Origin of the sequence: Streptomyces sp. HB132 (assembly GCF_016909575.1) — a bacterium.
In the GTDB taxonomy this organism is placed as follows: domain Bacteria; phylum Actinomycetota; class Actinomycetes; order Streptomycetales; family Streptomycetaceae; genus Streptomyces.
Map to the genome: position 1 here is coordinate 256,052 of NZ_JAFBGA010000008.1, position 25,400 is coordinate 281,451.

24 protein-coding genes, 1 pseudogene and 1 riboswitch are annotated in these 25,400 nt (G+C 70.7%); of the genes and pseudogenes, 22 read left to right on the plus strand and 3 right to left on the minus strand.

Going from position 1 to position 25,400, the window contains the following annotated elements; translation table 11 throughout:
- Positions 1 to 192 carry a ferredoxin gene (locus JOC24_RS19820; RefSeq protein WP_205021674.1) on the plus strand — a complete coding sequence of 64 codons (192 nt, stop codon included), beginning with the start codon at positions 1 to 3 and terminating at the stop codon, positions 190 to 192.
- 165 nt (positions 193 to 357) lie between these two features.
- Here the strand turns inward: JOC24_RS19820 and JOC24_RS19825 are convergent, their stop codons facing one another.
- Positions 358 to 588: a hypothetical protein gene (locus JOC24_RS19825; RefSeq protein ID WP_205021675.1), complete on the minus strand. Its 231-nt coding sequence runs from the start codon at positions 586 to 588 to the stop codon at positions 358 to 360.
- A gap of 358 nt (positions 589 to 946) precedes the next feature.
- Positions 947 to 1,132, plus strand: a riboswitch (cyclic di-AMP (ydaO/yuaA leader).
- Positions 1,133 to 1,136: 4 nt separating this feature from the next.
- Between JOC24_RS19825 and JOC24_RS19830 the strand changes: the two genes are divergently transcribed.
- Both JOC24_RS19830 and JOC24_RS19835 read left to right on the plus strand, forming a co-directional pair.
- Positions 1,137 to 1,991, plus strand: coding sequence for a transglycosylase SLT domain-containing protein (locus JOC24_RS19830; protein WP_205021676.1), 855 nt, complete (start codon positions 1,137 to 1,139; stop codon positions 1,989 to 1,991).
- Positions 1,992 to 2,216: 225 nt separating this feature from the next.
- Positions 2,217 to 2,807: a hypothetical protein gene (locus JOC24_RS19835; protein WP_205021677.1), complete on the plus strand. Its 591-nt coding sequence runs from the start codon at positions 2,217 to 2,219 to the stop codon at positions 2,805 to 2,807.
- A gap of 63 nt (positions 2,808 to 2,870) precedes the next feature.
- On the opposite strand, the gene JOC24_RS19840 is transcribed toward JOC24_RS19835, so the two are convergent.
- A complete protein-coding gene (locus JOC24_RS19840) occupies positions 2,871 to 3,764 on the minus strand; it encodes an SIS domain-containing protein (protein WP_205021678.1) in 894 nt (297 codons plus the stop codon).
- Between the two features lie 423 nt (positions 3,765 to 4,187).
- Between JOC24_RS19840 and JOC24_RS19845 the strand changes: the two genes are divergently transcribed.
- From JOC24_RS19845 to JOC24_RS19930, 18 genes and pseudogenes are all read left to right on the plus strand, one after another.
- Positions 4,188 to 5,180, plus strand: a complete 993-nt coding sequence (locus JOC24_RS19845) for an MBL fold metallo-hydrolase (RefSeq protein ID WP_205021679.1) — start codon at positions 4,188 to 4,190, stop codon at positions 5,178 to 5,180.
- A 101-nt stretch (positions 5,181 to 5,281) separates the two neighbouring features.
- Complete coding sequence (locus JOC24_RS19850) at positions 5,282 to 6,790, plus strand: ATP-binding protein (protein WP_205021680.1); 1,509 nt, start codon at positions 5,282 to 5,284, stop codon at positions 6,788 to 6,790.
- Positions 6,787 to 7,209 (plus strand): roadblock/LC7 domain-containing protein, encoded by a 423-nt coding sequence (locus tag JOC24_RS19855; RefSeq protein ID WP_205021681.1) that lies wholly within the window; start codon positions 6,787 to 6,789, stop codon positions 7,207 to 7,209. Before JOC24_RS19850 ends, JOC24_RS19855 begins: the two co-directional genes overlap by 4 nt.
- Positions 7,206 to 7,559: a DUF742 domain-containing protein gene (locus JOC24_RS19860; protein ID WP_205021682.1), complete on the plus strand. Its 354-nt coding sequence runs from the start codon at positions 7,206 to 7,208 to the stop codon at positions 7,557 to 7,559. The genes JOC24_RS19855 and JOC24_RS19860 overlap by 4 nt, the downstream gene beginning before the upstream one ends.
- Positions 7,537 to 8,151: a GTP-binding protein gene (locus tag JOC24_RS19865; protein WP_205021683.1), complete on the plus strand. Its 615-nt coding sequence runs from the start codon at positions 7,537 to 7,539 to the stop codon at positions 8,149 to 8,151. The genes JOC24_RS19860 and JOC24_RS19865 overlap by 23 nt, the downstream gene beginning before the upstream one ends.
- Positions 8,148 to 9,518: a cytochrome P450 gene (locus JOC24_RS19870; protein ID WP_239580690.1), complete on the plus strand. Its 1,371-nt coding sequence runs from the start codon at positions 8,148 to 8,150 to the stop codon at positions 9,516 to 9,518. The genes JOC24_RS19865 and JOC24_RS19870 overlap by 4 nt, the downstream gene beginning before the upstream one ends.
- Before the next feature lie 75 nt (positions 9,519 to 9,593).
- The gene (locus tag JOC24_RS19875; protein WP_205021684.1) at positions 9,594 to 10,001 is read left to right on the plus strand and encodes a cell division protein SepF; all 408 of its coding nucleotides are present in this window, start codon (positions 9,594 to 9,596) and stop codon (positions 9,999 to 10,001) included.
- 7 nt (positions 10,002 to 10,008) lie between these two features.
- Complete coding sequence (locus JOC24_RS19880) at positions 10,009 to 11,229, plus strand: AAA family ATPase (RefSeq protein WP_205021685.1); 1,221 nt, start codon at positions 10,009 to 10,011, stop codon at positions 11,227 to 11,229.
- A complete protein-coding gene (locus tag JOC24_RS19885) occupies positions 11,226 to 11,585 on the plus strand; it encodes a nucleotide pyrophosphohydrolase (protein WP_205021686.1) in 360 nt (119 codons plus the stop codon). Before JOC24_RS19880 ends, JOC24_RS19885 begins: the two co-directional genes overlap by 4 nt.
- A 136-nt stretch (positions 11,586 to 11,721) precedes the next feature.
- Positions 11,722 to 12,288: a DUF6099 family protein gene (locus JOC24_RS19890; RefSeq protein ID WP_205021687.1), complete on the plus strand. Its 567-nt coding sequence runs from the start codon at positions 11,722 to 11,724 to the stop codon at positions 12,286 to 12,288.
- 120 nt (positions 12,289 to 12,408) lie between these two features.
- Positions 12,409 to 13,332, plus strand: a complete 924-nt coding sequence (locus JOC24_RS19895) for an LLM class F420-dependent oxidoreductase (RefSeq protein ID WP_205021688.1) — start codon at positions 12,409 to 12,411, stop codon at positions 13,330 to 13,332.
- 258 nt (positions 13,333 to 13,590) lie between these two features.
- Complete coding sequence (gene mmuM, locus JOC24_RS19900; RefSeq protein ID WP_205021689.1) at positions 13,591 to 14,538, plus strand: homocysteine S-methyltransferase; 948 nt, start codon at positions 13,591 to 13,593, stop codon at positions 14,536 to 14,538.
- A 43-nt stretch (positions 14,539 to 14,581) separates the two neighbouring features.
- Complete coding sequence (locus JOC24_RS19905; protein WP_205021690.1) at positions 14,582 to 16,072, plus strand: 3' terminal RNA ribose 2'-O-methyltransferase Hen1; 1,491 nt, start codon at positions 14,582 to 14,584, stop codon at positions 16,070 to 16,072.
- On the plus strand, positions 16,069 to 18,642 hold the full coding sequence (locus JOC24_RS19910; protein ID WP_205021691.1) for a polynucleotide kinase-phosphatase: 2,574 nt from the start codon (positions 16,069 to 16,071) through the stop codon (positions 18,640 to 18,642). The genes JOC24_RS19905 and JOC24_RS19910 overlap by 4 nt, the downstream gene beginning before the upstream one ends.
- Before the next feature lie 88 nt (positions 18,643 to 18,730).
- Entirely contained in the window at positions 18,731 to 19,963 is a 1,233-nt protein-coding gene (locus JOC24_RS19915) for an arginine deiminase (protein WP_205021692.1), read from the plus strand.
- A gap of 99 nt (positions 19,964 to 20,062) precedes the next feature.
- A pseudogene (locus tag JOC24_RS19920) lies at positions 20,063 to 21,090 on the plus strand (dipeptidase).
- Between the two features lie 128 nt (positions 21,091 to 21,218).
- Positions 21,219 to 22,235, plus strand: coding sequence for an ornithine carbamoyltransferase (argF, locus tag JOC24_RS19925; protein ID WP_205021693.1), 1,017 nt, complete (start codon positions 21,219 to 21,221; stop codon positions 22,233 to 22,235).
- A gap of 176 nt (positions 22,236 to 22,411) precedes the next feature.
- Complete coding sequence (locus JOC24_RS19930; RefSeq protein ID WP_205021694.1) at positions 22,412 to 23,878, plus strand: amino acid permease; 1,467 nt, start codon at positions 22,412 to 22,414, stop codon at positions 23,876 to 23,878.
- Here JOC24_RS19930 and JOC24_RS19935 read toward each other — a convergent pair.
- Positions 23,835 to 24,284 (minus strand): ATP-binding protein, encoded by a 450-nt coding sequence (locus JOC24_RS19935; protein WP_205021695.1) that lies wholly within the window; start codon positions 24,282 to 24,284, stop codon positions 23,835 to 23,837. The two genes, JOC24_RS19930 and JOC24_RS19935, sit on opposite strands and share 44 nt — an antisense overlap.
- 288 nt (positions 24,285 to 24,572) lie before the next feature.
- On the opposite strand from JOC24_RS19935, the gene JOC24_RS19940 reads away from it, so the two are divergent.
- Complete coding sequence (locus tag JOC24_RS19940; protein ID WP_205021696.1) at positions 24,573 to 25,400, plus strand: enoyl-CoA hydratase family protein; 828 nt, start codon at positions 24,573 to 24,575, stop codon at positions 25,398 to 25,400.

A 25,400-nucleotide genomic window follows, 5' to 3' on the forward strand; every position in this document is an offset into this window, starting at 1 on the left:
GTGAAGGTGATTCTCGACCAGGACAAGTGCGTGGCGTCCGGACAGTGTGTGGTCGCAGCCGACGATGTGTTCGACCAGGACGAAGACGGCATCGCCGTGCTGCTCGACCCGGCGCCGCCCGCGGCCCGGGCCGACGACGTCCAGCAGGCGGCGGCCGTCTGCCCGGCACTCGCCATCCGTATCCAGGACTGACGCGGAAGGGCCGCCCCGGACCGCGATACCGCTGCGGTCCGGGGCGCTCCGCACCTCGGCCCGCAGCGGTCCGCCGGACCGCTGCGGGGCGTCATGGGTTCAGGAGGAGCCGTCCCGTGGTGTTCGGGGATCGAATGCCGCGCTGCCCGGCCGGCCGCGGTCCGCTCAGTGCGGCTTCCACCTGAGTTTGCCGCCCCCGACCCATCGGACGGCGGCCGGGTCGTCGAGGTCGTGTACCGGAATGCCCGCCGTCGCGGCGGCGATCAGCACGTCCGTCATGGCGGTCGCGCTCCCGATGACCTCTCCGTCGATCTCGACGATGCGGAACGGCGGATCCCCGGGCTGGACGGGCAGGACCGTGATCCGTGGGGCCGAGGTGTGCGGACGTTCAGTCATGGGCGGATCGCTTCCACGCCGCCGCTCGAGGTATGCCCAGCGGCAACATCCATGAGCCATATGACCGATTTGCAATGTTTTTTGGAATTTAATCCCGTAATCCATAAAAGGCCATTTCGTGTGACCTGGACCCCTTCGCGTGGGAGCAAAACACCCGAATCGGACTCCGTGACCAGCGTCACTTCATGGGCTCCGGACGTGAGAGTCCGCCGGTCGGTTCCCTTGCGTGCCAAGAGGAGCGGGTGGCGTGATGTGCGGTGGATTACATGAATTCCGTTCAATGGATCTTGCGAATGAATTGTGATCACCGGATCAGGCTTGTTCCTTTCCCTATTTCTCGCCTACGGTCACCATCATTCCGGGCGGAACGCCGAATCCTGCCGCCGTCCGGTTACCCGACCACTTCTCGTACGGCAGGAGCGGGGGACCCAAGTAAGCGCCGACCCGTTTTCCGGGGCGGCTCGGGGTGAAGTCGCATTCGTGTGCGGCCGAGCATCTCCAGCTCGAACCCGACAGCTCACTTCGCAGGCGGCGGAGAGGAATTCAGCATGCCCGAAAACGGTAAGAACCGTCGTTTCAGGACCAGTTCACTCACCCGCGGCATCATCGCCGTGAGCACGGGCGGAGCCGCCCTGGCCCTCCCCGTCATCGGTGCGACCAGCGCCTTCGCCGCCCCGGCCCAGCCGGTCGCCGTCGAAAAGGCTGTGACATCGACTCCCGCTGCCGGCAAGGGAATTGCCGCGCAGAAGTCCGAGTCCGCGAGCTATTCCGTGGTCTTGGGTGACACCCTCGCCAAGATCGCACGCGAGCATTCCGTCAGCGGTGGCTGGAAGGCCCTGTACGAGGACAACCAGAAGGTCGTCGGTGGAAACCCGGACCTGATTCACCCCGGTCTGAAGCTGACGATCGGCGCCAAGGCCGAGAAGTCGGCGGACAAGGCTGAATCCAAGGCCTCCGCCTCGTCCGACCGTGCCGAGGAAGGCGCTGACCGCGCCGACCGTTCGGAGCGCACGAGCACCTCCGTCGCCTCGGAGGGTGCGCCTGCCGCCGAAGCCGCTCCGGCCGCCGAGCCGGCCGCGTACACGGACGACCTCGACGGCTGGATCAAGGAGTCGCTCGCCGTCATGGCCGAGAACGGCATCCCCGGCTCGTACGACGGCATCCACCGCAACATCATCCGCGAGTCCGGCGGTAACCCGCAGGCCATCAACAACTGGGACTCGAACGCCGCTGCGGGTATCCCGTCGAAGGGCCTGCTGCAGGTCATCGACCCGACCTTCGAGGCGTACCACGTGCCCGGTACCTCGACGGACAGCTACGACCCGGTCGCCAACATCACGGCCGCGTGCAACTACGCCGCCGACAAGTACGGCTCGATCGACAACGTCTTCAGTGCCTACTGAGTCCTTGCCGAGGCGGAACCGCTGACGCACGGACGTGTGGTGGAGGGACAGGACTGACGGGTGGTGCGGGTTCGGCGGAACCCGCACCACCCGTCGTTCGTGTTCGGGCGCACCGGTGCCCGACGGCCGGCGGCCCGCGTGTCACGTCGGCTGTCAGCCCGACGACAGGCCCGGTGGAGCCGGGGTGACTGGTCTCGTACAGGTTCGTCGTCCATACTGCCCGCCGTGGAGCAGCGCATAGATTCGAAGACCAAGCCAGAGTTCGCCGCGGGGACAGACCCGGCGTACATCCCCGGCCTGACGGCCCCTGCCCCCGCGCGGACGGGGGCGGAAGCGGAGAAGGAGGCGCCCGAGGAGCCCCCGGAGGCCGAGGTCGTGGACGCCGTCGCGGAGGAGGCGGCCGAGGAGGTCGTGGACGATCCGACCGCCGCCGGGGCGGCCCCTGACGGCGAAGCGCTGCCGGACGGCGGCGGAGCTCCTGACAGCGCGCGTGCCCGGGAGGGCCAGACGCCGGCCGAGGGCGCCGACAAGAAGGACGGCCCCGTCTTCGAGGTCAGCGACCGGCGCGGATCCATCAGCGTGGACGCCGAGGGCGTCCGCTTCCGGCTCGACGACCAGCAGGCGGACTTCGACTGGGCCGAGATCGGCGCGGTCGAGGTGAAGACCGGCCGCTTCGGACGCCGATTCACCGTGACGGTCCACCTGTCGAGCCGCCGGTGGTTCAACGCCGAGGTCGAGGCAGGCGCCCGAAGCGATCTGAAGACGTGGACGGCGGAGCTCGACGAGGCGCTGGACGCCTACTTCGAAGAGGCCTGACCCACGGTCGGAGGTGCGTACCGGGCTGCTCGCCGGCCCGGTACGCGGCATGCGCTGACGGCTTCAGGCCCCGGCCGCCGTGCCCAGCACCACCGACCGCGTCAGGTGGCGCGGCAGATCGGGGTCGAGGCCACGGACCGCCGCGCGGGCGATCGCCAGCCGCTGGACCCTGACCAGATCGGCCAGCGGGTCCAATCCGCTCTCCACCCAGCGGGCGCCGGTCTCCCGCACCTGCTCCAGCAGCCCCTCCGGAGCGGTGCCGAACATCCACGTCGCGGTGCCGGCCGTGGCGATACTGATGGGGCCGTGGCGGTACTCCATCGCCGGGTACGACTCCGTCCAGGACAGGGACGCCTCCTTCATCTTGAGCGCCGCCTCGTTGGCGACGCCCACCGTCCAGCCCCGCCCCAGGAAGCTGAACTGGGTGCATTCCAGGAGGCCTTCGGGCAGCGGCTCCGCCAGAGCGGTCTCGGCGTCCCGGACGACCTGCTCGGTGTGCAGACCGAGATGGGCGCGGAGCAGGGTCAGCGCGGTGGTCGCGAACCTCGTCTGGACCACGGACCGCTCGTCGGCGAAGTCGAGCACGACCACCTCGTCGGCGGCGGCCATCACCGGAGTCCGCGGGTCGGCGGTCACCGCGACCGTCCGGGTGGTACCCCGCAGCCGGGTCACCAGGTCGAGCACCTCGGTCGTCGTCCCCGAACGCGTCAGCGCGACGACGCGGTCGTAGGTGCGTCCGAAGGGGAACTCCGAGGCGGCGTACGCGTCCGACTCACCCTGCCCGGAGGCCTCGCGGAGCGAGGCGTACGCCTGGGCCATGTAATACGACGTCCCGCAGCCCACGACGGCGATGCGCTCACCGGTGGCGGGCAGAGCCGCCTTCCGGTCGGCGGCGACCTCCGCGGCGCGGCGCCAGCACTCCGGCTGGCTTGCTGTCTCGGTCTCGACATGGGACATGTCCGCACTCCGCTTCCGCTGCTGCTCGCACCCGGTGGGGTGGGGTGGGTGAAATCGATGCGGGCGTGGTCAATTCTGGCCCGCTTGCTCGATTCTGCATGTTACATGGGTCAAACGAGCAAGAACAAGCAATCGGCTAGCGTCTTCATGATCCGTTTAGCGGCTGTTTTCAGCCATACCCGGTGGGTAGTTGGCCCGATCCGGTTCCGTCGCCCCCGTGCGGGTATCGATGGTGCGACGCGAACTCGATGACCGGTATATCGCCCATGCCCCAAAAATCCCCCGTGCGGACGATCTACGGCAACCCCGGACGGTCACCGGCGCGCACCGTGCGCTTCGGAGCAGGGGCGATTTCACGTCATCACGCCGACACGTTGACCGAGTTCGAACGCGCGACCGGACCGTGGTCGGCATAATCACCACATGTCGATCACGGTTGGGGATGTCGTGGACCTCGGCAGGGGCCTGTACGCATGGCTCCCGCCGAAGCGGGGCTGGGGGCTGGCCAACTGCGGGCTGCTCGTCTCCTCGCGCGGCGCGCTGTGGATCGACACCCCCTACGATCCTTTCCTGGCCGGTCAGTTCCTGGCGGAGAGCCAGAAGCGGCTGCCCGACGGGGTGGACATCGACCGGGTGATCGTCACCCACGCCAACGGGGACCACTTCTGGGGTGCGGGAGTGCTTCCGGGCGCGGAGATCATCGCGACCCGGGAGGCGCGGGAGCACATCCACTACGACCCCACCCCGCAGCAGCAGCACGCCCTGGTGGCCGGAAGTGATCCGTCCACACCCCTCGGGGCCTATCTCGGCCGCCACTTCGGAGCCTTCGACTGGTCGACCACCGAGGAAGTGCGGCCGAGCACCTACTTCAGCGGTGAGCTCGAACTCACCCTGGGGGAGTACACGGTCCAGTTGTCGTCGCTGCCTCCCGCGCACACAGGGGGTGACCTGATCGTCCATCTCCCCGCTCAACGCGCGGTGTTCAGCGGGGACGTCATCTTCTCCTCCACCCCTCAGCAGCCCGGTGACCACCCGGTGCACTGGGCGGGCCCCCTGAGCAACGTCATCGAGGCATGCGAACGCGTCCTGGCCACCGGAGCCGAGGTGATCGTGCCAGGGCACGGACCGGTGCTCGACCCGGCCGGAGTGCGGGAGCACATGGGCTACCTCGCGTACGTACGCGAACGGGCCCACGCCCTGCACGCGGCGGGGGTACCCGCCGTCGAGGCGGCCCGCCGGGTGATCGGTGAGGCCCGTTACCCGGCTCTCGGCCTGCCGGAGCGGCTCGTGGTGACCATCGGAAGCGAATACCGACATCTCGACGGCTCCGGACTCCCCGGTGTCCTGGAGGTGATGGCCGACGTGGCCGCGGTCGCCCACGAGACCGACGCGTCTTGTGCCGGCGGGCCGGCGTGACAGCCCACCGAGGCGGCGGCCGGGCGTCCCGCCGGTGCCGGACATCCCGTCGCGCGGTGGGCCGACGACCGTTCCCGACAACAGAGACGCGGTGAATCGAGATGGCATGGATCGTGGCGCTGATCGCCGTCGTCGTGGCTGTGTGGTCGTCCGCCCGCACCTTTCAGGCCGAACGGGAGGCGTACGGCGCGTCCGCCCGCACCGAGCTGGCCGAACGTCAGGCCAAGGCGGCCAAGGCCCGCATGCTCGCCCTCACCGAGGAGATCCGCCAGCTCGCCCGGGTGCGGATACCCGCCGTGGCCACGGCACTCTCCCACCGGGCCGCACCGGTTCCCGGACTCAAGGAGGCCGCCGGGATCGACGGTGACGCGGCTCGCCTGCTGGCCGAGGCCGTGGAGGCCGCGCGCACGGCGGTCCTGGAGGAACGCGGACGTGTCGACGCGGCAGCGCGCTCGGCCATGCGCGGCAGCTCCGCGAAGATCCAGTCGCTGCTCAACCAGTCGCAGCACCTGCTGCACGAGCTCCAGCACGAGTACGACGACCCGCGGATCCTCCAGCTGGACTTCCGCAACGAACTCGCGATGCGCCGCACCCAGGCCACGGCCGTGCTCTGCGACGCCTGGCCGGGACTCGCCCGGCAGAACTCCTCGCTCGTCGAGGTCGTGCTCGGTGCCCAGTCCCGGGTCGCGGGCTACGAGCGGATCAAGGTGGCCAACCACCTGCGCCAGGAGCGGCTCGCGCTGGTCGCCCGGGCCGCCGAACCCCTCGCGATCGCGCTCGCCGAGCTGCTGGCCAACGCCACGGCGTACTCGCACCCGGACACCGAGGTACCCGTCACGGTCCAGCAGACCGCGGGGCGGGGGGCCATGATCCTGGTGGACGACGCCGGTATCGGCATGGACGACGACGCGCTGAAGCGGGCCCGCTCGCTGCTGTCAGGCCCCTCCGAGGTGCTGCTCACCGAGCTCGGTGACCCGCCGCAGACCGGCTTCGCCGTGGTGGGTCGGCTCATCGCGCGGTACGGCTTCAGCTGCCACATCGAGTCGTCGCCGTACGGGGGGATGCGCACGATGCTGCGCATCCCTGCCCACCTGCTGACGGTGATTCACGACGACCGCACCCTGTCCGTGCTCGCGCCGAAGCCGGTGCTCGGGCGGGGGTCCGGCGCCGCGGCCGAGGATTCCCCGCCCGGCGGGTCACCCGAGGCCGTGGGAGCCCCGCCCGGGCCGGATTCGTCCGAACCCGCTTCGTCCGAACCCGCTTCGTCCGAACCCGCTTCGTCCGAACCCGCGGCACCCGCCGTGTCCTCCGCACCCGCCGGAGCCGACGCGCCCTCGCCCGCATCCGAACCCGCGTCCGCCGACGAGGGGCCGGTGCGTCCGGCAGGACTGCCCACCCGGCGCCGCAAAGCACGCAGGTCGGGCTCCCCGACGGAGCCGACGGCAAAGCGGCAGGCGGTCGAAGAGCCCCCGCTCCGTACGCCCGAGCAGGCCGGATCGGCCTGGGCCGCCCTGCAGGCGGGCACCCTCAGCGGCAGGCAGGCGCCCGCACCCACGGCGCCGGCCCCCTCAGCATCCCCATCGGACGACCAAGGAGACGACGAGACGTGAGCACGACCCCCACCGCCGGTGATCTCGCCTGGGTGCTGACCCCCCTTCTGGAGCTGCCCGGAGTGCAGCACGCCGTGGTCGCCACCGGCGACGGGCTCGTCGAGGGCGCTTCGCCCGGGCTGGACCGTGCGTCCGCCGAACGCGTCGCCGCCATGACGGCAACCCTTCACGCGGCGTCCCGTGCCTTCACCACCGCCTTCACGGAGGCCGAGTCGCCGCGCCTGGCCCAGACGGTCGTGGAGTCCGACCTGGGCTTCGCAGTCGTCGTACCGGCCGGCCGGAACACCACTCTGGCCCTGTTCGCGGCCCCCGACGCGCACCTGGGGAACATCGCGTACCAGATGCAGGTGCAGGTCACCGCGCTGACCCGGGCCATGCACGCCCCCACCCGCCAACCGGACTCCGTCACCCGGCCATGACCTCCGGCCCAGGGCGCCGCCTGATTCCCGCCTACCTGGTCACCGGTGGCCGTTCCACTCCCACCGGCCCCGCGCTCGACCGGCTCGCCGTGCTCATCCGCACGGACTCGGCCCTGCCGCCGGAAAGCGGTTCCGAGCAGCGCAGACTGTGTGAGCTCCTGGAGCCGGGAGCCCTCACCGTCGTCGAATGCGCCGCCCATCTGGACCTGCCGGTCAGCGCCACTGTCTTCCTCACCACGGACCTCGTGGCCGCAGGACATCTGCACGCTCGACCACCGATCCCCAGCGCCGGTGAGATCGACCGGTCGCTCGTCGAGAGGCTCCTCGTTGGACTCCGCTCCCTCCACTGACCGGGGCGGCATCGGCTATCTGCCGAGTGCCGCCGAGACCCTGATGAAACTCGTCGTCACGGGTCCCTTCGGCGTGGGCAAGACGACCCTGATCCGCACCCTGTCGGAGATCCCGACCCTGCACACGGAAGAGGTGATGACGCAGTCCAGCGCCGGACTCGACGACACCGCCGGACTCCCGGAGAAGAACACGACCACGGTCGCCGTCGACTTCGGCAGGCTCACCGTCCAGGACGACCTGGTCCTCTACATGTTCGGGACCCCGGGCCAGGACCGGTTCCTCCCCCTCTGGGAGGACATAGCGCGCGGTGCGCTCGGCGCCCTCGTCATGATCGACACCCGTCGACTCGAGGACTCCTTCGCCGTCATGGACATGGTGGAGGAGCAGGGGCTCCCCTACGCCGTCGCCGTGAACCGCTTCCCCGACGCCCCCGCCCACGCGGACGAGGTCCTGCGCAAGCACCTCGACCTCGACCCCCGCACCCCGCTCGTGCAGTGCGACGCCCGCGAACGCCGTGGCGGCATCGACGCCCTGATCGCCCTCGCCGAGCACGCGCTGACCTCTCTGCCCACGTCCCAGGATTCGCCATGACCCCCTCCACGAAAGGCACTTCACCGGGCAACGCACCCTCGCCCCTGGAACCGCTCGCGCTGTACGGGGACGGCTTCGCCGCCGATCCGCACGGCCACTACCGCAGGCTGCGTGCCCAGGGCCCGCTTGCCAGGGTGCGCATCGCCCCGGACATCGACGCGATGCTGGTCACCGACTACCACGCGGCCGCCGACCTGCTGCGGGACACCGAGACCTTCACCAAGGATCCCCGCGCCTGGCAGGCGGGCGTACCGGCCGACTCACCGGTCCTGCCGGTGCTGGGCCACCGGCCCACCGCCCTCTTCACCGACGGTGCCGTCCACGCCCGCTACCGCGACGCCATCAACGACACCCTCGCCCTGATCGAACCCCATCTGCTGCGCGCGGAGGTCGTCCGGGTCTCCCAGCGGCTCATCGCCGAGTTCTCGGCCACCGGCACCGGTGACCTCATCGCCCAGTACGCCCGCAGGCTCCCCCTGCACGTCTTCACGGCCGCCTTCGGCGTGGCCACGGAGGACGTCCGGCGGGTGGTCCGAGGAACGGCCGGAATGATGGACTCCGGGGCGGACGCGACCGAGGCATACGAGGACCTCGTGGCAGTCGTCTCCGCTCTGGTCTCCGAACGGCGGCGCAGACCGGGCCGTGACCTCACCACGTATCTGCTCGCCCACCCGGCAGGTCTCGACGACAACGAGGCGGTGCGTCAGATCACGCTCATCATGAGCGTGGGCCACGACCCCACGACCAACCTGATCGGCAACGCGCTGCTGCGCATGCTCAGCGACACCGGGTACGGGGGCTCCCTGCACGGCGGCGCCACAACCGCGCGCGAAGCGGTCGACGACGTGCTCTGGCGCGACCCGCCCCTGGCCAACCTGGGGGCTCACTTCCCGCGGTACGACACCGAGTTCCACGGCGTCCCGCTGCGCGCCGGGCAGCTCGTACTGGTCTCGTTCGCCGCCGCCAACACGCAGTCGACGCCGGCCGTCCCGCGCACCGCGGTGCGGTCCGGTGACGGTGGTCACCTCGCGTGGTCGACGGGCCCGCACCGCTGCCCGGCCAAGCCGTCCGCCCTGCTGATGGCGACGACGGCGATCGAACAGATCACCAGCCAGCTCTGTGACCTGGAACTGGCGGTCGAACCCGGCGCGCTGGTCTGGCGGCCGGGCCCCTTCCACCGCGCGCTCGCCCATCTCCCCGTGCGATTCACCCCGCTCGACGCGTTCGTGGACCCGGAGGACGCGTTCGCGGGACCTGACGACGCGCTCGTCGAACGGGACGACGCTCGCGTCGAACCGGATGCTGCGGAAGCTCCGGACTCCGCCGATCACGCCCCGAACCGTGTCGGTGGTACGCCGAACGGGTGAGGGACGAGAGAATTGCCCGATGAACAGCGAGCGCAGCCGGCGCACAGCCAACCGGCACAGGGACGGGGTGGCTCTGTGAGCAGGTACGACAGGTACGACAGGTACGACGCCACCGACGAACAGTGGGAAGGGCTCGCCCAGGTCGTACCCCTGAGGGGCCGTAACGAATGGCCTTCGCGGGTCGATCACAGGACGGTCCCCGATCGGCAGGAGTCGGTCGAGCAGCGGCGTCTGGTCGTCCTGCGGGTGCAGGTGTTCGCGGACGCGCGTGAGGTGGCCGAATACCTCGTGGCACAGATCCCGGTCCTGCTGGACCTGACCGGCGCCGAGAACGACGTGGCCAAACGGATCCTCGACTTCAGCAGCGGCGTGGTCTTCGGGCTGGGCAGCGGGATGCACCGGGTGGACCGCAACGTCTTCCTGCTCGCTCCGGTCGGCATGGAGGTCGAGGGGGTCACCGCCGCGGGAGTACCTCAATCGTAGGAAGGTCGTGCGGGCGGAACGGTTCGCCGCTCACCGGCGTGCGTACGGTCCGCTCATGACTGTGATCTCCTCGGGGCGGACGGTTCCGTCGCCGTCAGGCGCGGCCCGGCCCGCACGCCCCTTCGTCGGCGAACTCCGGCTCGACGCCTTCGCCTCACACCGCCGGACCGTCATCCCGCTCGGTCCGCTCACGCTCCTCGCGGGGGCCAGCGGGAGTGGGAAGTCGACCGCCCTTCGTGCCTACGACGCCCTTGCGCGGCTGGCTGCGGGTGATCCGCTGGAGGAGGTCTTCCCCGACCCGGTGGCCTGGGTCCCGGAACGGGCCGGCGCCGACGAGCAGGGGCGGCGCGGATTCAGGCTCGGCTGCACGGTGGAGGGCCCGGCCGGCCCGGTGAGACTGGATCTCGCCGTGCAGGCCGATCCCGAGCTCCGTATCGTCGGGGAGCGGCTGGCCGACTGCGGCGAGACCCTGCTGAGCACGGCACTGCGGGATCCCCGGCGTTCCCACGTCCAGGCTGCCTGGCACACCGCCGGTTCGGTGCCGGTGACGCGCGCACCCTTCCCCGACGACCGACTCGGCACGGCGCTGCTGCCGTTGCGGGTGGCGGGGACGACCGACGGGCAGCTCCGGGTGCTGGCGGCCGCCGAACAGGTGGTGGTGGCACTGCGGTCGGCCTTCGTCTGCGATCCTCGACCGCGGCGGATGTGTGCCGCCGTGCCCGTCGGGGAGGGGAGGCTCACCTCGTCCTGCGACAACCTCGCCGATGTCCTCCACCGCACCCACAGCCGATGCGCCCAGCGGCACGCGCGGTTGGTCGCCGTTGCGGACGCCGGGTGCTCGGGCCGGGTGACGGGGCTGACCGTCGAGCGTCTGGCGGACGGGACCGTGCAGGCCCTGACCAGCCGGGGAGCGGACCGCAGCACCCCTGTCGGCCGCCTCGGGGACGGCGAACTGAGGTACCTGGCCTTCGCGCTCGTGCTGTTGACCGGGCCCCATGCCCTGGTGGTGGACCCGGCGGCTGAAGTGCCCTCGGCCATGCAGGCCCTCACCGTCCTCGCGGACGGACTCGACCGGAGCCTGGACGTGCGGCAGACCGCGCAGCTGCTGGCGCTGGCGGCGTCGGTCTGCGCGGACGGGCGCATGCGCCTGCTGGGGACGGTCGGGGAGGCTGCCGCGGCTGCGGCCCGCGGGGTCGAGGGCGCGGCGGTGGTAGACCTGACCCCGTGACGGATCTGGATGTAGCACAACTGCAGCGTCGGCTGGCCGACTTCGCGGCGTCCCGGGCATGGGAGCCTTACCACACCCCCAAGAACCTCTCGGCCGCGCTGAGCGTGGAGGCCTCCGAACTCCTGGAGATCTTCCAGTGGCTCACGCCGGAGCAGTCGGCGAGGGTGATGGAGGACACCGACACGGCGTTCCGCGTCACGGACGAGGTCGCGGACGTCCTGGCGTACCTGCTGCAGTTCTGTGAGGTCCTCGGCATCGACGTACTGGCCGCGCTGGCGGCGAAGATCGACCGGAATGAGAAGCGTTTTCCTGTGCCGAGCGGTGTTGAACCGACCGAACGTCACTCTTCGGAGTAATCGACTTATCCACAATCGGCTTCCTGTCCACAGATTTCCGATTTCCTCTGGCTTTCGTGTGCCACCACCCTCACTGTGGGTAATGAAGGGGTGAGCGGGTTTTTTCTACGGGCGGTCTCGGCGACGGGGGAATCGCATGGAAGCGGAGCGACTGATCGCGGCGGGCCGGAGCGCGCTGGCGGGCAGCCGGGGGGTGCCGGCCGTCATGGCGGAGGCGTGGCAGGCCCAGGCCCTCGCCCGGGCGGTCGGCGGACACCTGGCCAGGTATGGGCCGGCGGAGTTACGGACGGACGCGCGGGGGCTCAGCGAGACCTGCGCGCTGGGCAGCGCCGTGCTCGACCACCCGATGGTTCCGGCCGGGGGTGTGCGGGCGTCGCAGCTCACCGAAGTGACCCGGCTCTCAGGGGCGTTGGCCGCACTGGTGCTGCTGCTGGGCGAAGCGGGTATCGCTCTGGTGGGTGTCGCCTGCGGCACGGAGGAGGAAGGGCTCTACTGGCAGTGCATCGAGGCGATAGACGCCGTCGACGAGTCCGTGGACCGGGTCCACGGCATGCTGCGACGGCTCGCCGAGCAGGAGAGGGACCGGGAGAGCGGGCAGGAACCGGACCGTGAGCGCGACGGCCCGTTCGGACCCGGTCACGAACCGGTGGTTCATGGATCAGTGGTCCACGGACCGGCGGATTCGGTGGCCCACCAGCCGTGAGCGGGACGGCCGTGAGTCGGGCGGCCGGGGGCGTGCCGAGCGTGTTCGACGGGGCAGGAGGGTGTGGGGCCGAAGCGCAGGGGAGACGGGCGCGGCGGTTCGAAGGTGCAGGATGGAGACATGGATCTTCGAATCTTCACCGAGCCCCAGCAAGGGGCGAGCTACGACACCCTGCTGACCGTCGCCAAGGCCGCCGAGGACCTCGGCTTCGATGCCTTCTACCGGTCGGACCACTATCTGCGTATGGGCTCCGGGGACGGCCTGCCGGGCCCGACCGACGCCTGGATCACTCTGGCCGGGCTGGCCCGCGAGACCAAGCGGATCCGCCTCGGCACGCTGATGACGGCGGGCACCTTCCGCCTGCCAGGGGTGCTGGCCATCCAGGTAGCCCAGGTCGACCAGATGTCCGGTGGCCGCGTCGAGCTCGGTCTGGGGGCCGGCTGGTTCGAGGAGGAGCACAAGGCGTACGGGATCCCGTTCCCGAAGGAGAAGTTCGGCCGGCTCGAGGAGCAGCTGGCGATCGTCACGGGTCTGTGGGAGACGGAGACCGGCAAGACGTTCAGCTACGACGGGACGTATTACCAGCTCACCGACTCACCGGCGCTGCCGAAGCCCGCTCAGGCGAAGGTGCCGGTCCTGATCGGCGGTCACGGCGCGGTCCGCACGCCACGTCTGGCCGCGCGGTACGCGGACGAGTTCAACATCCCGTTCGCGTCGATCGAGGACAGCGAGAAGCAGTTCGGCCGGGTCAGGGAAGCGGCCGTGGCGGCCGGTCGGGCCCCGGACGACCTGGTGTATTCCAACGCCCTGGTGGTGTGCGTCGGGAAGAACGACGCGGAGGTGGCCAGGCGCGCTTCCGCCATCGGACGGGAGGTGGAGGAGATCAAGGCCAACGGGCTGGCGGGCTCGCCCGACGAGGTGGTCGACAAGATCGGCCGCTATGCCGCCATCGGCTCCTCACGTGTCTACCTCCAGGTTCTGGACCTGCACGACCTGGGGCATCTGGAGCTGATCTCGTCGCAGGTCCAGGCGCAGCTGGGCTGACGGGAAGAGACCGGCCGGCAGGTGTGGACCCCACGCGGCGCGGCTCCGGCAGGGCGGGACCGCGAGGACCGATGCGGGACCGGGTGTGACACCGGGCGGACCGTGAGGGTCCCTGCGTCCGGGCTGCGGCACCAGGTGCGACCGCGAGTCCCGCCGCGGACGGGACGTGGCACCGGGCGGGACCGCCGGGACCCGGCGGGGGCCGGGACCGGCCGGAATCGCCCGGCAACCGTATGCAGTCGACAGCAAGGAGTAATCGTGCACACCGCCCGGACCTCCGACCCATCGCCCGACCCATCGCCCGGCCGAACGCTCGGCGACGCGCTCGCCGAGGGGACCGTCCTGCTGGACGGTGGTCTCTCCAACCAGCTGGAGGCGCAGGGCTGCGATCTGTCCGACGCCCTGTGGTCGGCCCGACTGCTGAGCGATGCGCCCCAGCAGATCGAGGCCGCTCACGCCGCGTACGCGCGGGCGGGTGCGCAGGTCCTCATCACCGCGAGCTACCAGGCGACCTTCGAGGGGTTCGCGCGGCGCGGCATCGGGAAGGGCCGGGCCGCCGAGCTGATGGCCGGCAGTGTGGCGGCGGCGCGCAGGGCGGGCGCGGTGACGGGGCGCGAGAGCTGGGTCGCCGCCTCGGTCGGACCGTACGGGGCGATGCTCGCGGACGGCAGCGAGTACCGGGGCCGGTACGGGCTGACCGTCCGGGAGCTGATGCGCTTCCACCGGCCCAGGGCCGAGACACTGGCGGCGGCGGGCCCTGACGTACTGGCCCTGGAGACCGTGCCGGACATCGACGAGGCCGAGGCCCTGCTCCGGGTGGTCCAGGACCTCGGAGTGCCGGTCTGGCTCTCGTACAGCGTGGCGGGCGACCGGACCAGGGCCGGACAGCCCCTGACGGAGGCCTTCGGGCTCGTCGCCGGCATCGACCAGGTCGTGGCCGTCGGGGTCAACTGCTGTGACCCCGACGATGCGGACCGTGCGGTGGAGATGGCGTCCGCGGCCACCGGCAAGCCCGTCGTCGTGTACCCGAACAGTGGGGAGGAGTGGGACGCCGACAGCCGCGACTGGACCGGGAGAGCCACATTCGAACCGGGCAGGGTACGGGACTGGCAGCGGGCCGGCGCTCGGCTGGTCGGCGGCTGCTGCCGCGTCGGCCCGTCCGGCATCGCGGCGCTGGCAGACCGACTGCGGTCGTCCGGGGCGTGAAAATGCCTGGTGGGAGACAGATCACCGGACCATACTCGGACACGTGTTCCTGACTATCAGCACGACCGGCACCCCGGAGCGTCCCGCCACCGATCTCGGCTACCTGCTGCACAAGCATCCCGACAAGGCGCAGACGTTCTCGACCTCGCACGGCACCGCGCATGTCTTCTACCCCGAAGCGTCCGCGGAGCGCTGCACCGCAGCTCTGCTGCTGGAGGTGGATCCGGTGGCGTTGGTGAGGCGCGGCAAGGGCAAGGGCCGGGGTGGAGCCCCCGACGCGGCGCTCGCGCAGTACGTCAACGACCGGCCGTACGCGGCGTCGTCGCTGCTCTCCGTCGCGATGACGACGGTGTTCAAGTCGGCGCTGAACGGGGTGTGCCGGGCCATGCCCGAGCGGGCCCAGGAGACGATGCCGCTGCGGATCGAGGTGCCCGCGCTGCCCGCACGCGGTGGGGCGGAGCTGGTGCGTGCACTCTTCGCGCCGCTCGGCTGGACGCGGGTGGACGCCGTGGCCGTGCGGCTGGACGAGCAGTTCCCGGAGTGGGGCGACTCACGCTACGTACGGCTGGTGCTCGAGGGGGAGCTGAGGCTCGCGGACGCCTTGCGCGAGCTGTACGTGCTGCTGCCGGTGCTCGACGACGCCAAGCACTACTGGGTCGCACCCGACGAGGTGGACAAACTGCTCCGGGCGGGCGAGGGCTGGCTTGCGCGGCACCCCGAGCAGAAGCTGATCACCAGCCGCTATCTCTCCCGTCGCTGGAGTCTCACGCGACAGGCGATGGAACGGCTCGAGCTGGTGCGGCTGGCGGAGTCGGACGACCTCGAGGTGGAGAGCGTCGACAACGCGGTGGACGAGACCACCGACACGGAGGAGAAGCCGGTGCCGCTCGCGGAGCGGCGCCGCGCGGCGATCCTGGAGGCACTGGTGACGGCCGGTGCGAGCCGGGTCCTCGATCTCGGATGCGGACAGGGCCAGTTGGTACAGGCCCTGTTGAGAGACGTGCGGTTCACGGAGATCGTCGGGGTCGACGTGTCGATGCGCGCCCTGGCCGTCGCGGCTCGCCGGCTGAAGCTGGACCGGATGGGCGAGCGGCAGGCCGGGCGGGTCACCCTTCGCCAGGGCGCGCTCACCTATACCGACAAGCAGCTGAAGGGGTATGACGCCGCGGTGCTGAGCGAGGTGATCGAGCACCTCGACCTGCCGCGTCTACCGGCCCTGGAGTACGCGGTGTTCGGCTCCGCGCGACCGCGGACCGTGCTGGTGACGACGCCCAACGTCGAGTACAACGTCCGCTGGGAGACCCTCCCCGCCGGACAGGTGCGCCACGCGGACCACCGCTTCGAGTGGACCAGGGAGGAATTCCAGGACTGGGCGGGGCAGGTGGCCGAACGCCACGGCTACACGGTGCGGTTCGTGCCCGTGGGACCGGAGGACCCCGAGGTGGGGCCTCCCACACAGATGGCCGTGTTCACGATGACCACGGCCGACGGGACGACGTCCCGCGAGGCCACGAAAGGGGTGAAGGCCGCATGACCGGTACCTCTCGTACACTGCCCGTGACCGACCTGTCCCTCGTCGTGCTCATCGGAGCCAGCGGATCGGGCAAGTCCACCTTCGCCCGCAGGCACTTCAAGCCGACCGAGATCGTCTCCTCCGACTTCTGCCGGGGCCTCGTCGCCGACGACGAGAACGACCAGAGCGCCAGCCGGGACGCCTTCGACGTCCTCCACTACATCGCGGGCAAGCGCCTCGCCGCCGGCCGGCTCACCGTGGTCGACGCGACGAACGTGCAGCCGGAGAGCCGCAAGCAGCTCGTCCAGCTGGCCCGGCAGCACGACGTGCTGCCCATCGCCATCGTGCTGGACCTGCCGGAGGAGCTCTGTCAGGCGCGCAACGCCACCCGGCCCGACCGCGCCGGGATGCCCCGCCATGTCGTGGGGCGTCATCGCCGGGAGCTGCGCCGATCGCTGCGCGGGCTGGAGCGCGAGGGCTTCCGTAAGGTGCACATCCTGCGCACCGAGGAGGAGGCCGACACCGCAGAGGTCGTGCTGGAGCGCCGCTACAACGACCTCCGCCACCTCACCGGCCCCTTCGACATCATCGGCGACATCCACGGCTGCAGTGCCGAGCTGGACACCCTGCTCGGCAAGCTGGGGTACGAGGGCGGCGCCCACCCCGAAGGCCGTACCGCCGTGTTCGTGGGTGACCTCGTCGACCGCGGTCCCGACAGCCCCGGTGTGCTGCGCCGCGTCATGTCGATGGTGGCCTCGGGCGACGCGCTGTGCGTACCCGGCAACCACGAGAACAAGCTCGGCCGTTATCTCAAGGGACGCAAGGTCCAGCACAGCCACGGCCTCGCCGAGACCGTGGAGCAGCTGGAGCGGGAGGACGCGGAGCACCCCGAGTTCCGCAAGGAGGTCGCGGAGTTCATCGACGGACTGGTCAGCCACTACGTCCTGGACGAGGGCAGGCTGGTCGTCTGCCACGCGGGGCTGCCCGAGAAGTACCACGGGCGCACCTCGGGGCGGGTCCGTTCGCACGCGCTGTACGGGGACACGACCGGGGAGACCGACGAGTTCGGGCTGCCCGTCCGCTACCCGTGGGCCGAGGAGTACCGGGGCAGTGCCGCGGTGGTCTACGGCCACACGCCGGTACCCGTCGCCTCGTGGGTGAACAACACGCTCTGCCTGGACACCGGGGCCGTCTTCGGCGGGAAGATGACGGCGCTGCGCTGGCCGGAGCGCGAGATCGTCGACGTACCGGCCGAGCGTGTCTGGTACGAGCCGGTGAAGCCGCTGACCACCGAAGCCCCCGGGGGCCGGGAGGGCCGGCCGCTCGACCTCGCCGATGTCCAGGGCCGCCGCATCGTGGAGACCCGCCACATGGGCCGCATCGCGGTGCGCGAGGAGAACGCGGCGGCCGCGCTCGAAGTCATGAGCCGCTTCGCCGTCGACCCCAGGCTGCTGACCTACCTCCCGCCGACCATGGCTCCGACCGCGACCTCCCGGAGGGCGGGCTTCCTGGAGCATCCTGCCGAGGCCTTCGCGCAGTACCGCGCGGACGGCGTCGCCAGAGTCGTCTGCGAGGAGAAGCACATGGGCTCGCGCGCCGTGGCGCTGGTCTGCCGCGACGCCGGCACCGCCCGCGAGCGCTTCGGTGCCGGGGACACATTTGACGACTCCGGCCGTGGGGGAGGGCCCACCGGAGCCCTGTACACGCGCACCGGGCGGCCGTTCCTGGACGACGCGGCGCTCACCGAGCTCGTCCTCGGCCGGCTGCGCGCCGCCGTCACCGCCGCCGGGCTCTGGGAGGAGTGGAACACCGACTGGGTGGTGCTCGACGCCGAGCTGATGCCCTGGTCCCTCAAGGCCGCCGGTCTGCTGCGCTCGCAGTACGCGGCGGTGGGCGCGGCCGCCGGTGCGGTCCTGCCCGTGGCCGACGAGGCCCTGGCCGCCGCAGTGGCCCGCGGCGTCGACGTCGGCGCCCTGGCCGGCCGCCAGCGGGAACGCGCCGCCGACGCGGCCGCCTTCACGGAGGCGTACCGCCGGTACTGCTGGAGCACCGAAGGGCTCGACGGCGTCCGGATGGCACCGTTCCAGATCCTCGCGGTGCAGGGCCGCTCCCTCGTCTCCGTACCGCACGACGAGCAGCTGGCATGGCTCGACCGCCTCGTCGAGCACGACCCGACCGGGCTGCTCCAGGTCACCCGGCGCCTGGTCGTCGACACGGGTGACGAGGCCTCCGTGGGCGCCGGCACCGACTGGTGGCTGGAGATGACCGGCCGCGGTGGCGAGGGCATGGTCGTCAAGCCGCTGGACGCCCTCGTCAGGGACGGGAAGGGCGGGCTCGTCCAGCCGGGCATCAAGGTGCGCGGCCGGGAGTACCTGCGGATCATCTACGGTCCCGAGTACACGCGGCCGGACAATCTGGAGCGGCTGCGTTCCCGGTCCCTCGGCCACAAACGGTCGCTGGCCCTGAGGGAGTACGCCCTCGGCCTGGAGGCGCTGGACCGGCTGGCCGACGGGGAGCCGCTATGGCGGATCCACGAGGCGGTATTCGCGGTGCTGGCCCTGGAGTCGGAGCCGGTCGACCCCCGGCTGTAGGGGGGTTTGCGGGGCCCCGCCCGGCCCCGGCCCGAATCAGGTGGCGGTTCGCAGGGTGAACGGTGCTCCGCGTGGTGAGGATGAGGACATGGGATTCCATGTCGATTCCGAGGCCGGGCGGCTGCGCCGCGTCATCCTGCACCGCCCCGATCTGGAGCTGAAGCGGCTCACACCCAGCAACAAGGACGCGCTGCTGTTCGACGACGTCCTGTGGGTGCGCCGCGCGAGGGAGGAGCACGACGGTTTCGCCGACGTGCTCCGTGACCGCGGTGTGGAGGTGCACCTCTTCGGCGAGCTGCTCCGGGAGTCCCTCGACATCCCGGTGGCGAGGCGGCTCGTCCTCGACCGGGTCTTCGACGAGAAGGAGTACGGCCCCCTCGCCACCGAGCATCTGCGCGCCGCCTTCGAGGAGCTGCCCGCCGGGGAGCTCGCCGAGGCCCTGGTCGGCGGGATGACGAAGCGGGAGTTCCTGGAACGCCACGCCGAGCCGACCTCCGTCCGTTTCCATGTGATGGATCTGGACGACTTCCTGCTCAGCCCCCTGCCCAACCACATCTTCACCCGCGACACCTCCGCCTGGATCTACGACGGTGTGTCCATCAACGCGATGCGCTGGCCGGCCAGGCAGCGCGAGACCGTGCACTTCGAGGCGATCTACCGGCACCACCCGCTCTTCACCGGGCCCGAGGCGGGTGTCTTCCACCACTGGTCGGAGGGCCAGGACGACTATCCGTCCACCATCGAGGGGGGCGACGTCCTCGTCATCGGCCGGGGTGCCGTGCTGATCGGGATGAGTGAACGCACCACCCCTCAGGCCGTGGAGATGCTGGCCCGAGGGCTCTTCGACGCCGGGTCGGCCCGGACGATCGTGGCGCTCGACATGCCCAAGCGCCGGGCCTTCATGCACCTCGACACCGTGATGACGATGATCGACGGGGACACGTTCACCAAGTACGGCGGACTCGGAATGCTCCGCTCCTACACGATCGAGCCCGGTGCCGGCCCACGCGAGCTGAAGGTCACCGACCATCCGCCCGAGCACATGCACCGGGCCATCGCCGCCGCGCTCGGCCTCGACACGATCCGGGTGCTCACCGCCACCCAGGACGTGCACGCCGCCGAGCGGGAACAGTGGGACGACGGCTGCAACGTGCTGGCCGTGGAGCCCGGTGTGGTCGTCGCGTACGAGCGCAACGCCACGACCAACACATACCTGCGTGAAGAGGGCATCGAGGTCATCGAGATCAGGGGCAGCGAGCTGGGCCGGGGCCGGGGCGGTCCGCGCTGCATGAGCTGCCCCGTGGTGCGTGATGCGGTGTGAGGCGGGGAGGACGGCTGCCGGGAGAGACGAGACTGCGGTCTGCCGAGCCGCTCGTGCCACCTGAGAGCATGAGGGGGAAGTGATCGGAAAGGCCCTCGTATGTCCATCGAGCTGCACCGCCGCGCCCTCGTGGCCGACGCCCACAACGACCTCCTGATGGCGGTGGCCGCGCGGCCGCCCCGGCACTGGGGGGCCTTCTTCCGCGAGCGATGGCTTCCTCAGCTCCGCGAGGGCGGCGTCGGTCTCCAGGTGCTCCCGGTCTTCATCGACGACGAGTACCGTCCCGACGGCGCGCTGAGGCAGACACTCCGCATGATCGAGTGCGCCCACACACTCGCCGAACACAACAGTGATCAAGTGCGCCTCTGCCTCGACGGCACGGACATCGACGCGGCTCTGGGTGACGGGCGGATCGCGCTGGTCCTTGCCCTGGAGAGCGCGCCGGGGCTCGACGCGGACGTCGAACTCTCGCGACGGTGCACCGCCTCGGCGTGCGGATCGCGTCCATCGCCCACCTGGGCCGCACACAGCTGGCTGACGGCAGCGCCGAGGACGCCGCAGGCAGCCGGCTCACCGCGGCGGGAGTGGAGGCGCTGGCCGAGATGGAACGGCTCGGTGTCCTCTTCGACGTCTCCCACCTGGGTGCCGCGGGAGTGGCGCACGTACTGGAGATTGCCACCCGCCCGGTGCTTGCCACGCACTCCGGAGCGCGGGCCCTGTGCGACCACCACCGCAACCTCACCGACGACCAGCTCCGTGCGATCGCCGCGACCGGCGGCACGGTCTGTGTGAACTTCTATCCCGAGTTCCTGTCCGCCGACCCCGCCGAGCGCACCGTCGACCGCGTCGTCGACCACATCCTGCACATCGCCGACGTCATCGGCATCGACCGTGTGGGCCTCGGCCCCGACTTCATCAAGGAGGTCGACCAGGACCTCGTCCGTCGCTGCTGCGAGGGTCCGGCGGATGCGGACGAGCTCGCCCTGCCCGGACTCGAAGGCCCCGGCGGCCTGCCCCTGATCACCCGCTCCCTCACGGAGCGGGGCGTGCCCGAGGACGCGGTCCTCAAGATCCTGGGTCGCAACCTGCTGGACCTCCTCCGCGCGAATCTCGGCCGCTCCGGCTGAGCACAGAGCCCTCATCTGTTCTGACCTGCGCTCCCGTCCGCACATGCTCTGTATAGCAATACGGAGCCTCGTATAGACTTCCAGGATAATTGTCCGTACGCCCTCAGCTCGACCCAGGAGAAGTCACCATGGCCATAGACCTCACAGGCCGCCATTTCCTCAAGGAGCTGGACTTCACGGCCGAGGAGTTCCGCGGCCTGGTCGCCCTGTCCGCCGAGCTCAAGGCCGCCAAGAAGGCCGGTGCCGAGGTACAGCGGCTGCGCGGCAGGAACATCGCGCTGATCTTCGAGAAGACCTCGACGCGCACGCGTTGCGCCTTCGAGGTGGCCGCCGCCGACCAGGGCGCCTCCACGACGTACCTCGACCCCTCCGGCTCCCAGATCGGACACAAGGAGTCGGTGACGGACACCGCCCGGGTGCTCGGCCGCATGTTCGACGCCATCGAGTACCGGGGCGACAGTCAGCAGGCCGTCGAGGAGATGGCCGCGTGCGGTGGTGTGCCCGTCTACAACGGACTCACCGATGACTGGCACCCCACCCAGATGCTCGCCGACGTCCTCACGATGACCGAGCACAGTGCCAAGCCCCTGCCCGAGATCACCTTCGCCTACCTGGGCGACGCCCGCTTCAACATGGGCAACTCCTACCTGGTCACCGGAGCCCTGCTGGGCATGGACGTGCGGATCGTCGCGCCCACCGCCTACTGGCCGGCGCAGGAGGTCGTGGACCGGGCGCGGGAGCTCGCCGAGTCCAGCGGTGCCCGCATCACCCTCACCGAGGACGTGGCCGAAGGTGTGCGGGGCGCCGACTTCGTCGTCACCGACGTCTGGGTCTCGATGGGCGAGCCCAAGGAGGTGTGGGACGAGCGCATCGCCTCCCTCGCGCCGTACGCCGTGACCATGGACGTCCTGCGCGCCACCGGCAACGGCGACGTGAAGTTCCTTCACTGCCTCCCGGCCTTCCACGACCTCGGTACGAAGGTGGCCAGGGAGATCCACGAGCGGCACGGCCTGTCGTCGCTGGAGGTCACCGACGAGGTCTTCGAGTCCTCGCACTCCGTCGTCTTCGACGAGGCCGAGAACCGGATGCACACGATCAAGGCGGTCCTCGTCGCGACGCTGGCCGGCGACGCGTCGGCCGCATGAACATGCGCCCGATTGGGTGAACATACGACAATTCGCTACGATGGTGCGACTTGGTGGGGTTCGGGCTCGCACGCCCGAACCCCTTTTCATGTGCAGCGGTCCGCAGCGCATGACCGGATGCGAGCCCCCACAGGCTCATCCCCTCCGCACCGCCAGAGAAGAGAACCCGTCCCCCCATGAGTAGTACCGCCACCCCGCCGAGCCCCTCACGCAGGACCGGGGCGCGCATCAAGAGCCCCGACCTGCTGCTCGCCGAGTCCGGAGCCGACCTGGAGGGGCACGGCCTCAGGCGCACCATGGGGCTGTTCCAGCTCGTGTGCTTCGGAGTCGGGGCGATCGTCGGCACCGGAATCTTCGTCGGGCTGTCCGACAGCGTCGCCGAGGCGGGCCCCGCCGTGGTGGTCTCGTTCGTTCTGGCAGCCGTCACCTGCATCTTCACCGCCTTCTCCTTCGCCGAGCTCGGCGGTGCCATCCCGGTCTCCGGCAGCTCCTACTCCTTCGCCTACGCCACGCTGGGGGAGCGGGTCGCGTTCCTCGTCGGCTGGTGCCTGCTCCTCGAGTACGGCGTCTCGGTCTCCGCCGTCGCGGTCGGCTGGAGCCAGTACGTCAACGAACTCCTTGACAGCCTCGTCGGCTGGAGCCTGCCGACGGCGCTCTCCGCCGGACCTGGGGACGGCGGTGTGATCAACCTGCCCGCAGTCGTCGTGGTCATGATGGCGGCCACCCTGCTGGTGCGCGGCATCAGGGAGAGTGCGCGGGCCACCGCCGCGATGGCAGTGCTGAAGATCGGCATCCTCATCGCCTTCTGCGCGATCGCCTTCACCGCGTTCGAGGACGGGCGCCTCTCCCCGTTCGCCTCCCACGGCATGGCCGGGGTCACCGCCGGTGCGTCGGTGGCGTTCTTCTCGTACATCGGCTTCGACGCCATCACCACCGCGGGCGAGGAGGTCAAGAACCCCCGCCGGAACATCCCGATCGCCATCATGATCTGCATCGGCGTGGTCACGCTGCTCTACTGCGCGGTCGCTCTCGGCGCCATCGGCGCGCTGGGCGCGGACGCCGTGGGGGACAAGCCGGCCGCGCTCTCGCTCGTCGTCGACCAGGTCACCGGATCGAGCGTCGGCGGCGGGATCATCGCCTTCGGCGCGGTCGTCGCCATCGCGTCCGTCGTCCTCGCGGTGATGTACGGCCAGACCCGGATCCTGATGTCCATGTCCCGGGACGGGCTGATCCCCCGGGTCTTCGAGCGGGTTTCGCCGAAGACCCGGACGCCTGTCGCCAACACGTGGATCGTGGCCGTCGTCTTCGCCGTGCCCGCCGCGTTCTCGTCCCTGGACGTCGTCGTGAACCTGACGACCATCGGCACGCTCGCCATCATGGCGGTGGTCAACGTTGCGGTGATCGCACTGCGCCGCCGCAATCCGGAACTGAAGCGCTCCTTCCGGGTGCCGCTGTACCCCGTCAGCCCGCTCCTGGGCGTCGGCTTCTGCCTCTACCTGATGTACGGGACCGGGTGGACGACCTGGGTGCAGTTCCTGGTCTTCCTGGCGGTGGGAGCCCTGGTGTACGCGGGATACGGCCGCAGCCGCTCCCGGCTCGTCAGCCCGCGGGACCGGGCGTCGTCCGGTTCGACCGAAGGGTGAACCAGACCGCCTTGCCGTGAGCGGTGGGGCGGTGGCCGCAGGCGGAGCTGAGGGCGCGGATCAGGAGCAGCCCCCGGCCGTGTTCCTGCCAGGGGTCCGCCGCGCTGCCGGGGAGCAGGCGGGACAGATCGCCGGGCGGCCCCGGGTCGTGGTCGTGGACCTCCACCTGACAGCCCGACGCCAGAAGCTCGACCACCAGCTCGATGGGCCCCGCGCCGTCGGTGTGCTCCACGGCGTTGGCCACCAGTTCGGCGGTCAGCAACTCGGCGGTGTCGCTGTCCGCGGGGGCGTCGAGATCCGCCAGCGCCGTGCGGATGAGGGCGCGGGCGATCGGCACCGCGGCAGTCGAGTGCGGCAGGGCGACACGCCAGGGCGAGGGTGGGGGCGCGGGGACGTCGGACGGCAAGGCGGCGGTTTCCGTTCGGGAGCGAGACATCCTGCGGAGGGCCTTCGTCCCGGGCGGCTGCCCGGGACCGCTTCCTCCGTCACCGGAGGGTACGGGGTCCGTACCAGGACTTCCTGCGCTCAACCATACGAAGCGCGACGCCCCAGACATAGAGGCGACCGACCGGCACGAAGGGGACCTTCGCCACACGAGCCCGGCGCGCTGTAGCGTATTCATGACGGAAGTCACAGATCGGTGATAGCTTCGGAGTGCATCAGCAGCAGCCCGACGGCTGGAGGGGACCCTTCCATGAGCCCGTTCACCGGCTCCGCCCCGCGCACGGAGCGCTGGGAGCATCTGCGTCTGACCATCGACGAGGGCGTGGCGACCGTCACGCTCGCCCGCCCCGACAAGCTCAACGCACTCACCTTCGGCGCCTACGCCGACCTGCGCGACCTTCTCGCCGAGCTGTCCCGCGAACGCTCAGTGCGGGCGCTCGTGCTCGCCGGTGAGGGGCGGGGGTTCTGCTCCGGTGGCGATGTCGACGAGATCATCGGCGCCACGCTCGCGATGGACACCGCGCAGCTCCTGGACTTCAACCGGATGACCGGACAGGTCGTACGGGCCCTGCGGGAGTGCCCCTTCCCCGTGATCGCCGCCGTCCACGGAGTGGCCGCGGGCGCCGGGGCGGTCCTCGCGCTGGCCGCGGACTTCCGGGTCGCCGCCCCCTCCGCCCGCTTCGCCTTCCTCTTCACCGCGGTCGGCCTGTCCGGCGGTGACATGGGTGCCGCCTATCTCCTGCCCCGCGTCGTCGGCCTCGGCCACGCCACCCGCATCCTCATGCTCGGCGAACCCGTCCGTGCCCCCGAGGCCGAGCGCATCGGACTGATCAGCGAGCTGACCGGTGAGGGGGAGACCGGCACCCGCTCCGCCGCACTGGCCCAACGGCTCGCCGACGGACCCGCCCTCGCCCTCGCACAGACGAAGGCGCTGCTCACCGCCGAGCTCGACATGCCTCTCGCCGCGTCCGTGGAGATGGACGCCGCCACCCAGGCACTCCTGATGAACGGCGAGGACTACGCCGAGTTCCACGCCGCCTTCACCGAGAAGCGCCCGCCGAAGTGGCGGGGCAGGTAG

Coding starts and splice junctions, on each gene's coding strand:
- JOC24_RS19825 (WP_205021675.1), bottom strand. CDS start 588: ATGACTGAACGTCCGCACACCTCGGCCCCACGGATCACGGTCCTGCCC.
- JOC24_RS19830 (WP_205021676.1), top strand. CDS start 1,137: ATGCCCGAAAACGGTAAGAACCGTCGTTTCAGGACCAGTTCACTCACC.
- JOC24_RS19840 (WP_205021678.1), bottom strand. CDS start 3,764: ATGTCCCATGTCGAGACCGAGACAGCAAGCCAGCCGGAGTGCTGGCGC.
- JOC24_RS19845 (WP_205021679.1), top strand. CDS start 4,188: ATGTCGATCACGGTTGGGGATGTCGTGGACCTCGGCAGGGGCCTGTAC.
- JOC24_RS19850 (WP_205021680.1), top strand. CDS start 5,282: ATGGCATGGATCGTGGCGCTGATCGCCGTCGTCGTGGCTGTGTGGTCG.
- JOC24_RS19860 (WP_205021682.1), top strand. CDS start 7,206: ATGACCTCCGGCCCAGGGCGCCGCCTGATTCCCGCCTACCTGGTCACC.
- JOC24_RS19870 (WP_239580690.1), top strand. CDS start 8,148: ATGACCCCCTCCACGAAAGGCACTTCACCGGGCAACGCACCCTCGCCC.
- JOC24_RS19890 (WP_205021687.1), top strand. CDS start 11,722: ATGGAAGCGGAGCGACTGATCGCGGCGGGCCGGAGCGCGCTGGCGGGC.
- JOC24_RS19895 (WP_205021688.1), top strand. CDS start 12,409: ATGGATCTTCGAATCTTCACCGAGCCCCAGCAAGGGGCGAGCTACGAC.
- JOC24_RS19910 (WP_205021691.1), top strand. CDS start 16,069: ATGACCGGTACCTCTCGTACACTGCCCGTGACCGACCTGTCCCTCGTC.
- JOC24_RS19915 (WP_205021692.1), top strand. CDS start 18,731: ATGGGATTCCATGTCGATTCCGAGGCCGGGCGGCTGCGCCGCGTCATC.
- argF (WP_205021693.1), top strand. CDS start 21,219: ATGGCCATAGACCTCACAGGCCGCCATTTCCTCAAGGAGCTGGACTTC.
- JOC24_RS19930 (WP_205021694.1), top strand. CDS start 22,412: ATGAGTAGTACCGCCACCCCGCCGAGCCCCTCACGCAGGACCGGGGCG.
- JOC24_RS19940 (WP_205021696.1), top strand. CDS start 24,573: ATGAGCCCGTTCACCGGCTCCGCCCCGCGCACGGAGCGCTGGGAGCAT.